Origin of the sequence: Tepidibacillus infernus, assembly GCF_048898065.1 — a bacterium.
Classification (GTDB): Bacteria; Bacillota; Bacilli; order Tepidibacillales; family Tepidibacillaceae; genus Tepidibacillus_B; species Tepidibacillus_B infernus.
In genome coordinates this window covers 1,218,033-1,227,695 of the sequence record NZ_JBLWFI010000001.1, presented here as the reverse complement: position 1 = coordinate 1,227,695, position 9,663 = coordinate 1,218,033, and the positions used below count along the sequence as shown (strand labels likewise).

General features: G+C 36.0%; 8 protein-coding genes and 1 pseudogene. 8 read left to right on the top strand and 1 reads right to left on the bottom strand.

Translation table 11 applies throughout. The features are described 5' to 3' along the window. Nucleotides 1-184 precede the first annotated feature (184 nt). Nucleotides 185-706: a hypothetical protein gene (locus TEPIDINF_RS06300; RefSeq protein ID WP_421691553.1), complete on the top strand. Its 522-nt coding sequence runs from the start codon at nt 185-187 to the stop codon at nt 704-706. Here TEPIDINF_RS06300 and TEPIDINF_RS06295 read toward each other — a convergent pair. Next, nucleotides 635-1,996, bottom strand: a pseudogene (locus TEPIDINF_RS06295) (IS4 family transposase). The gene TEPIDINF_RS06300 and the pseudogene TEPIDINF_RS06295 sit on opposite strands and share 72 nt — an antisense overlap. Before the next feature lie 165 nt (nt 1,997-2,161). On the opposite strand from TEPIDINF_RS06295, the gene TEPIDINF_RS06290 reads away from it, so the two are divergent. The 7 genes from TEPIDINF_RS06290 to TEPIDINF_RS06260 all read left to right on the top strand — a co-directional run bounded on the left by TEPIDINF_RS06290 (nt 2,162) and on the right by TEPIDINF_RS06260 (nt 9,516). After that, entirely contained in the window at nt 2,162-2,416 is a 255-nt protein-coding gene (locus tag TEPIDINF_RS06290; RefSeq protein WP_421691552.1) for a hypothetical protein, read from the top strand. Between the two features lie 206 nt (nt 2,417-2,622). Continuing rightward, nucleotides 2,623-3,645, top strand: coding sequence for an ABC transporter ATP-binding protein (locus TEPIDINF_RS06285; RefSeq protein ID WP_421691551.1), 1,023 nt, complete (start codon nt 2,623-2,625; stop codon nt 3,643-3,645). A gap of 3 nt (nt 3,646-3,648) precedes the next feature. Then, nucleotides 3,649-4,653, top strand: a complete 1,005-nt coding sequence (locus tag TEPIDINF_RS06280; protein WP_069798474.1) for an ABC transporter ATP-binding protein — start codon at nt 3,649-3,651, stop codon at nt 4,651-4,653. An 18-nt stretch (nt 4,654-4,671) separates the two neighbouring features. Beyond that, on the top strand, nt 4,672-6,405 hold the full coding sequence (opp4A, locus tag TEPIDINF_RS06275; RefSeq protein ID WP_421691550.1) for an oligopeptide ABC transporter substrate-binding protein: 1,734 nt from the start codon (nt 4,672-4,674) through the stop codon (nt 6,403-6,405). Between the two features lie 37 nt (nt 6,406-6,442). Then, nucleotides 6,443-7,411, top strand: coding sequence for an oligopeptide ABC transporter permease (opp4B, locus tag TEPIDINF_RS06270; RefSeq protein ID WP_421691549.1), 969 nt, complete (start codon nt 6,443-6,445; stop codon nt 7,409-7,411). A gap of 14 nt (nt 7,412-7,425) precedes the next feature. Beyond that, a complete protein-coding gene (gene opp4C / locus TEPIDINF_RS06265; RefSeq protein ID WP_069798478.1) occupies nt 7,426-8,334 on the top strand; it encodes an oligopeptide ABC transporter permease in 909 nt (302 codons plus the stop codon). Nucleotides 8,335-8,490: 156 nt separating this feature from the next. Beyond that, nucleotides 8,491-9,516 carry a GAF domain-containing protein gene (locus tag TEPIDINF_RS06260; RefSeq protein ID WP_068724854.1) on the top strand — a complete coding sequence of 342 codons (1,026 nt, stop codon included), beginning with the start codon at nt 8,491-8,493 and terminating at the stop codon, nt 9,514-9,516. Nucleotides 9,517-9,663 lie beyond the last annotated feature (147 nt).

The following is a 9,663-nucleotide window of genomic DNA, read 5'->3' as shown; positions in this document are numbered from 1 at the left end:
TTCTTTTTCTATATATTTTTTAATCGGATTATTGGCTATTATCATAGGATTAATTATTTATTATAATAGAAAATGGCGTACATGGATGAGCCTAAACTATTTTATAGCAAAACTTTTCATGGATGTATTGATATCTATGATCGGTTTTATCTTCTTATTGATTCAGGAATGAGGTGCAATTTTGTTGACGAATTTAAAAACGATCATCTGTATAGAATCAATCAAAAAATACGAAGAGTTTTTGGATGTCATTAAAAATGAATTTGAACCGATACTTATCATTACAGATTTAATCCAATTGGAAAAGGAATTAAGATTAAACCAAGACCCCGATGATACTATTATCTTTATTGATCATATATTCCTAAATCAAATGGAAGAGCAGCTTTTCCAAATTTTAAGAAAGCCACAGAATAAAACGATTGGTTTATTTCAAGATAACATTGACTTACTTTCAAGAGAAGCTTTTCTTGATGATATTCTTGTGTGTAAGAGTAAGTTTACAATAAGTAAATTCCTTTATAAGCTTAAGAATAATCTGACACGTCAACAAAAATTGGATACTTTAGAAAAGGAAGTACAACGTTTCTATAATATAGGAAAAGAATTATCTGCTGAGAAAGATATTAATAACTCAACTTTCGCAGACCGAAATAGACAGGTAGACTTTGATATAGTTAGGCAAGCCTGCAATCCATTGTTGTAATTGACTTTTGAATAGTTTTTGCATCTTTTTACTGCTCTTTTTTAAGGCATTTTCAAGAAGCTCGATTAATTGCTGTAGTGCTACAGCCCAATCAAGGTCACTGATTTCATCACATAGTTCATAAAATATACCGCCTAGTGTTCGATCATCTGTACTACATCGATTTTGCCAAGAAAGTACGATATATCTGGCAAAAACAATTGTAGTGTGACTTATCAAGGAATCATAGGAACGGCCTTGAAACTCCTTCTGGAGTTTCAATAGGGATTTACTTGTTTTGAAAAAGACTTCAATATCCCAACGCATCCCATATATACGAATGATTTCTTGTTCACTAAGCGTACAATCTGTACTCAATATCGCTAGCCAATCGCTCTTTTTATTGCGGTTGCGAACAAACACAACTTTGACAGGTACTCCATTTGCTTGAGTTGTATGAATAGAACGGAGAATGCTTTTATTTCCTGATGCTGGTTCCGCTAAACGGTAAAGCTCTTTTAGGCTTACACGTTCACCATTTACAAGATAGCGTTGTTTCAAGTTCTTAACCATACCAATTACATCAAGTCCTTACTCTTTAATATTTTTAATAAGAGGCTGCTGGGTAAACCAGGTGTCCATCAGCACATAAGAAGCATCAATTCCAGCATTCAAGGCTCTTTGAATCATGGCAGGTATCTGTTCTGGTGCTGTTTGAAGCGCTTCTACTCTTCGTTTGTAACCAGAGCTACGCTTATCAATCTTTGTTGATATTCCGTTAATCTGACTTTTCTTCGAGCTTAGTAAAGAAAAGTCGACTGGGATGAAAGTAGCACCGTCTGTCCATCCGAGAGTAAGCATACGGAATCCCTTATAGAAACGCATTCTTTGAGACGCGTGATCAAAGCATCGAGCTAGTAGCTCAACGGATTTACTTCGGTTTCTTTCATAAGCAGAATCATCTAACACTAACACTTTTGGACGATTATGATTGGTTAACTTCGTTACTTTCCCAATGGTGTGTACACTAAGGAACAGTAAAAATCTTCGCCAAGCAAAGGTAGACTGATTTAAAAATCGATAGACTGCATCTTTAGCTGGATAGTCAACAGATTTCTTGCTTTCAAGAGTTTGATACCAATTTTTGTTTTCAAAGATCAAACTAAAAATCAATTGAAAAAGGTAAGCACAAGAAAAGCCGAAGGACTTTGTAATACCCGCTTTTCTTAAATGTTTTAACACGCTAAGTTCCTTAAAGGTAGATGCTAATTCATTTGGTAGTTGCTTGTTTTGATTATTATTCGTTATCATATAAAGGGCACCTCTTCTGTATGGTAATTGTGATTCTAGACAAATCAACTATACCAAACGTTGGGGTGTTTTTTCATGCCTTTATACGTAAAGTCAAGAACTATACTTAAATGGATATGAACTCTACAGGAAATTGTATTTAACCATTTTATCTAGGTGCGAAAGTTGAGTAAATATGTTATTGAATATCAAAATACGGATGAGCTTCCAGTTACTTTAACGATAGAAGAGTCTCCTCAAACAATAAAATTAGATTGTTTTTCATCAATAACTATAAAGGAACCTATTGATTTAGATCATCTTCATTTAATTCGTTTGTTTTTGCAAGAGTTAGCAAATAACATACATCGTGATTTTATAATCTATGAAATGAATGGGATTTTATATACTAAGATCCAGCTTGAATTTACAAAATCATGATCCTCATGATCCAAATGGATACCAAAATTAGGTATCCATTTTGTTTGTAAACTTATTTTAAATGAGAGCATAGAGATTAATTAGAAAAAAGTAAGCGTTTTCATTATTATTAGAATATTAAAAACTTATTGACAGTTTTTTAATTTATTGTGATAATTTTTATAATTATTTCGAATTCCGATATTTTGTATTCCAAGAGGTGAAACATGAACCAGAGAGAGAACAACTTAACAGCATCAACCGTATTAAAGGTTAAAAAGTTGAACACAGGATTTCTTATTGGGGGAAAATTTTATAATGCTATAGAAGATATTTCATTAGATGTTACACCTGGAAAGGTTATATGTATCGTAGGTGAATCAGGTTGCGGCAAAAGTGTATTAGCCCTTTCTATAATGAACTTGCTGCCAAAAGGGATCGGTAAGGTAGTTGGCGGAGAAATCATTTTTAATGGTCAAGATTTAACCAAACTTTCCCAAGAGGAAATGAACGATATACGTGGTAAAGATATAGGAATGATTTTTCAGGAACCGATGACTTCTCTAAACCCTGTCTTTTCTATAGGATTTCAACTTGAAGAAGCACTACTTAACCATTTCGATCTTTCAAAGGATGAGGCACGCAAAAGAAGTATACAATTGTTAAAACAAGTAGGTATTCCTAGGGCAGAAAAGGTGATTGATGAATACCCTCACCAACTTTCCGGGGGAATGCGCCAACGGGTGATGATCGCTATGGCGATCGCTTGTAACCCTAAATTGTTAATTGCCGATGAACCAACAACTGCGTTGGATGTAACGATTCAAGCCCAAATCCTTGAATTGATTAAAGATATTCAACAAAAGATGGATATGGCTGTTTTATTGATTACTCATGATTTAGGTGTCGTTGCCGAAATGGCTGATGAAGTAGTGGTCATGTACGCAGGGCAAATCGTGGAACAAGGGAGTGTAGAACTCATATTCAACACCCCAAAACACCCATATTTAAAACTATTATTACAATCGATTCCCAAATTAGATGAAGATCGTGAAAGACTAGATTCAATTAAAGGAATTGTTCCTTCGCTTGTAAATCTACCAAGAACAGGCTGTAGGTTTGTAGATCGTTGTCCAGTAGCTAAAGAAGAGTGTACTCAAATTACCCCAGTCTTAGGTGAGGTAGATACGAATCATACTGTACGCTGTTTACTATATCAAGAAAGCTATCCTAAGAAAACGGGGGTCTAGATCATGAGTTCAAATTCAAATACACTACAACGAAAAAATTCGGAATATTTACTAGAGGTAAAAAATTTAAAAAAATATTACCCGATCTTTGGCGGATTCTTTCGTAAACAAATTGGCGAGGTAAAGGCAGTCGATGATATTTCTCTGCAGTTAAAATATGGTGAGACGATCGGTCTAGTGGGTGAATCTGGCTGTGGGAAGTCTTCAGCAGGCCGAACGATTTTGCGTCTACAAGACCCGACATCTGGATCGATCGTTTTTCAAGGGAAAGATATTACAACAATTCGAGGAAAGCAGTTAAGGGATATTCGAAAAGATATGCAAATGGTTTTCCAAGATCCCTATGCTTCTTTAAATCCAAAGATGATGGTAGGTAGTCTGATATCAGAACCCATTCGCAATTATACAAATCAATCAGATAAAGCATTGAAAGATCAAGTGATGGAGTTGTTAGAAAAGGTAGGATTACCAGCAGATACATATTATAAGTATCCACACGAATTCTCAGGTGGCCAAAGACAGCGAATAGGAATTGCTAGGGCTTTAGCATTGCGGCCAAAGTTAATCATCGCTGACGAACCGGTCTCTGCCTTAGATGTTTCAGTACAGTCTCAAGTATTAAATCTACTGCAAGATCTACAAGAGGAGTTTCAACTCACTTACCTTTTTATCGCTCATAATTTGAGTGTGGTCAAACATGTGAGTGATCGTATCGGTGTCATGTATCTGGGGCGCATTGTGGAATTAACAGATAAACGTACATTATATCAAGAACCTTTACATCCATATACACAAGCACTATTATCTGCGATTCCTGTTCCCAATCCGGGAAGACGAAAAGAAAGAATTGTATTGACGGGTGATGTTCCAAGCCCAGAAAACCCACCAAAGGGTTGTGCATTTCATCCAAGATGTCGATATGCAATGCCTGAGTGTCAAGAGATAAGACCAGTAATGAAGGAGGTGAAATCAGGACATTACGTTGCATGCCATCTATATTCAAAATAAATAAAGGGGGAAAATGTATTGAAAAAGTCAATATTTGTTTTGTTGTCACTGATTCTTGCCATATCTATGTTCTTAGTCGCTTGTAGTAGTCAAACAACAGAAGCTCCACCAAAAGAAAATGCTGATCAGCCTAAAGAGGAAACAAAGGTAGAACCACAATATGGTGGGAAAGTAACCTATGCTTTTATACAACCATTTAAAGGCCTTCTTGACAGAGCTTTTTATGAAGGGGAAGATGATGATCTCATCTTAAACTTCATGATGGACAGTATTATAGAAACTGGTGATGATCTTAAACCAAAACCAGGGATTGGGACTTGGGAAGTTTCTGATGATCACAAAACTTACACATTCAAAATAAAACAAGGGGTAAAATGGCATAATGGCGAAGAGTTAACGGTAGAGGATTGGAAGTATGCTTTGGAAGTCCTTGCAGATCCAGATTATACAGGTCCACGTTATACCAACGTTGAAATTGTAGAAGGGGCAGAAGCTTATCACAAGGGAGAAGCAAAATCGATCTCTGGTATTGAGGTGGTTGACCCTTATACGATTAAAATCACAGCAAAAAAACCAATGGTTAACTTCTTAGACCAATTATGGTCTTATCCAATGCCTAAGAAATATTATGAGGGAATTGCTGTGAAAGATTTACCTAACTCTGATAAAGTACGTAAGAATCCTATTGGTCTTGGACCATTTAAAGTAAAGACCATTCAACCCGGAGAATTCGTTGAACTTGAGCGTTTTGATGATTATTGGAAAGGGAAGCCTTATCTAGATGGTGTCGTATATAAAGTGATTGATGGATCTTTAGCAAGTGGGTTATTAAAGAATGGTGAAGTAGATATTATGATGATTCCAAGTAGCCAGTATCAAGAAATTTCTCAATTACCTAATGTTGAATTAATTAAGGAACCTGCTCTTTCCTATAGCTATATTGGATTTAAATTAGGTAAATGGGAAGGAACTGAATCTGAAGGTAAAGTCGTGATGAATAATCCGAAATTCCAAGATAAGAGACTACGTCAAGCGATGGCCTATGCATTAGATCGTCAAAGCTTGTTAGATGCTTTCGCAAATGGGCTTGGTATGCCTTTAGATGTACCAGTACCTGATGTGAGCTGGGCAAAAATTGACGATTCCAAAATTACAAAATATGAATATAATCCTGAAAAAGCTAAACAATTATTAGACGAAGCTGGATATAAAGATGTAGATGGAGACGGTTTCCGTGAAGATCCAAAGGGTAAGAAATTTGTGATCAACTTTGACGCGATGTCAGGAACTGAAATCGCGGAACCGCGTGCACAAGCAATTATGCAAATGTGGAAAGATGTAGGATTAAATGTAAAACTTAATGGCGGAGCTTTAAAAGAATTTAACCTTTTCTATGATGTCGTCATGAAAGATGATCCATCTGTTGAATTATTCTATGGTGCATGGGGCTTAGCTTCTGACCCAGATCCAACCGGTCTTTGGAAGAGTACCGACTATTGGAACTTCCAGCGCTGGTATAATGAAGAATCTGATAAACTTATCGAAGAAGGAATTAGTGAAAAAGCCTTTGATGAAAATTATCGTAAAGAAGTCTATTATAAGTGGCAACAACTTGTAAACGAAGAATTGCCAACGATCTTTATGTTCCAGCCAATTGATGTAACGGCAGTAAATAAACGTTTACATGGAGTTCATACAAATTCCTTTACTAACCAAGTAGATACTCATTTATGGTGGGTTGATCAAAAGTAACAGTGATTGCATTAAGATCTAAAAGGGGAAATGAACAATGCTAACTTATACATTACGAAGACTTGCTGGAATGATCCCCCTCCTGATTTTAGTTTCAATTGTGGTATTCTCCCTGGCAAAAATGATGCCAGGGGATGCCCTTTCAGGAAGAATTGATCCCAACAATTCCGATCCGAAATATATTGCGGAAATGAGAGAAAAGTTAGGACTAAATGATCCTGTTTACATCCAGTATGCACGCTGGGTGAAAAATATGTTAAAAGGGGACTTTGGAGAGTCCTTTATTCATAAAATGCCAGTAAGTGAACTTTTGGGTCAGAGAATTCTAAACACTCTTTTTTTAGCTCTTTTATCTCTCTTTATTACTTATTTTATTGCCTTTTTTATGGGGATGTATGCAGGAAAACATCCATATACTTTAGGTGATCATTTCATTGCAACTTTTAACTATCTTGCATTTGCGATTCCATCTTTTTTTGCAGCACTTGTTGCGATCTACATCTTTGCTATTCAATTAGGATGGGTACCAGCAAGTGGGACGATTGATACGGGAATTGGCGATGGAGGAACATTTATCTATTTTCTAAGTAAATTAAAGCATACCATTTTACCAGCGATGGTGTTAGGGATGTTAAGTACTGCAGCCTATACCCAATTTTTACGCAATGATATTATTGAAAGCAGTCGTAAAGACTATGTCAGAACAGCAAGGGCAAAGGGTACAAAAGAATCTGTGATTTATAACAAACATATATTACGTAATTCGATTATTCCCTTGGTCACCTTTTTAGGTTTTGATATCGGTGGATTGCTAGGTGGAGCAGTAATCACAGAAACGATCTTCACCTATCCAGGGATTGGGCAGTTATTCATTGATTCGGTGAGCAACCGAGATTATTCAGTGATGATGACAATTACAATGATGTTATCAGTGATGACTCTATTAGGGAATTTAATCGCTGATTTATTGTATGGTGTCGTAGACCCACGGATTCGTTTAGATTAGGGAGGGGATTGATTATGGAACCAGTAGTAACTCAACGTCAAAATCTTCAATCCGGGCCGAAAGTACCTAAAAGCCCTTCTCCGTGGACGATCGCTAGGCGCAAATTTTTTCGCAATAAGCTAGCAATAGCTGGATTGATTTTTATTTTTATCGTTGTAACCATCTCTTTTTTGGCACCTTATATCACAACCTATGACCCTACACGTGTTGACATCAAAAGTATTGCAAAACCTCCCTCAACAGACCATTGGTTTGGTACAGATAAAGGAGGACGTGATGTCTTTACTCGTTTACTTTATGGTGGTCGGATTTCACTAACGATTGGTTTTTCAATTACTTTCTTTGTGGTGCTCATTGGTACGATCATTGGTTCCATCGCTGGATATTTCGGTGGAAGAATTGATTCGTTATTGATGCGGTTTACAGATTTTATTTTGGTATTCCCTTTTCTCATTTTTGTGATCGTACTTAACTCCATCTTTACCGAATCAGGGGTAATCACGTTAATCTTTACGATTAGTGTACTGTCGTGGGGTGGAACTGCTAGAATGGTTCGAAGTAAAGTTCTAGCTGAGAAAGAGAATGAGTATATTCTAAGTGCTGTTTCAATTGGTTGTTCACCTACCAAAGTGATTCTTAGACACTTGATACCTAATGTTTTATCTACCGTTATTGTCCAGGCAACTATATTGTTGGCTGCAATGATTGTCGTTGAAACTGGTTTAACCTTTCTTGGTTTTGGGGTACCGGCTAACATTCCTAGTTGGGGAAATATGATCTCTGATGCAAGATCACCCGATGTGATTCAAAACAAGCCATGGATCTGGTTGCCACCTGGGCTTGTACTTACGCTAACGATACTCTCTATTAACTTTGTTGGTGAAGGTTTAAAAGATGCCTTTAATCCAAAATCTGCTAGATAAAAAAGCTGCCTTTATTGTGGCAGTTTTTTTAATAATTTTTAAAAGGTGTCATTACTTTTCTGAGGGATAAAAAGATAGGGGAATTCCCTAATTTGCGATTTTATTATTTTTATGTAAAATGAAGAAGAAACATATAATGACGAAAGAGTGGTTTTTATGTGGTCTTTTGACCAACTATTAATAGTTGGACTTATTTTTATTATTGCAATCATGATCGGTATCTTTTTAGGTTATCGTTATGGAAAAAACATGCCCCTAAATTATCATTATAATGAAAATGGCGAACGCGATCAGAACATTCGCCATTTGGTTCAAGAAAGAATGGAAGAGCTGCGTAAAAAAACTAAAACGGATTTCATTGGTCTTGCCCTCTATGATTCTATGAATGAAGAAATAAGATGGCGCTTAGCTGTTGGAGCGCTTAATGAACGTTATAAGCGAATTGTTATCCGGATGGGAAAAGGAATTGCTGGTGAAGTGGTTCAGTTGAACCGAACCGTTAAAATTGAAAATTTCCCCAATCAGTTATTGGGTGATCCGATTGAATATCCAATTTTGTTAGTAGAACATTTGGTCAGTGTTTTGGCTGTTCCTGTTTCTTATCAAAACCGAATTCATGGTGTACTTCTCATAGGCCAGCGCAGTAATCGAATCTTCACAGATCATGATGAAGAGGTAACTTTATCAGTTGGTCTACAAATTGCTAAAGAATTAGAGACTGCCAATGTTTATGAAAGAATTTTATATGAGGTAAATGAAATAAAAAATGCACAAACTAGGATCAATGATTCCTTGCTCATTCGTTTTTTGGCGGAGAAACAGCAACAATTTTTACAAGATAATAAAGGAACATTAAAATTTGAAGTTTTAGACCAATCGATGATCGAGATACCTGTATCAATTCAGAAGATATTAGTTCAAAATCTAGAAGAGATCTTTGAGATTGTCAACCAGAATCAAGAAGATCAAGTGGAGATCAGCATCGGGCGATCAGATAGTCACCTATTGGTAGAATGCAAAAGTAACCGTTCTATCTCTTCTACAAAAGAGGTATTCAAGAATATTTATAAACGGATAGGAGAAGTTGGGGGATCTATTAGTTCTTACTTAGAGGAAAATCAAATTCATTTTGTCATGCAATTACCTGTATGGAGCTACAAAAATCCATTAACGATTGAATAGTAATAGTCAAGATGGTTTTTACCATAAATATAATTATAATATTGCAATTTTTTATTTATTCCCTTATAATAAACTTAAGTTACCTTATCAATGGTAAATTTCTTTTACTCCCCATTTGTTAAATGAATACATGATTCACCCAAGGGA

What these genes read in the sequence shown, in the direction of transcription:
- TEPIDINF_RS06285 (WP_421691551.1), top strand. Translation starts at nt 2,623, where the DNA reads ATGAACCAGAGAGAGAACAACTTAACAGCATCAACCGTATTAAAGGTT.
- TEPIDINF_RS06280 (WP_069798474.1), top strand. Translation starts at nt 3,649, where the DNA reads ATGAGTTCAAATTCAAATACACTACAACGAAAAAATTCGGAATATTTA.
- opp4B (WP_421691549.1), top strand. Translation starts at nt 6,443, where the DNA reads ATGCTAACTTATACATTACGAAGACTTGCTGGAATGATCCCCCTCCTG.
- opp4C (WP_069798478.1), top strand. Translation starts at nt 7,426, where the DNA reads ATGGAACCAGTAGTAACTCAACGTCAAAATCTTCAATCCGGGCCGAAA.
- TEPIDINF_RS06260 (WP_068724854.1), top strand. Translation starts at nt 8,491, where the DNA reads ATGTGGTCTTTTGACCAACTATTAATAGTTGGACTTATTTTTATTATT.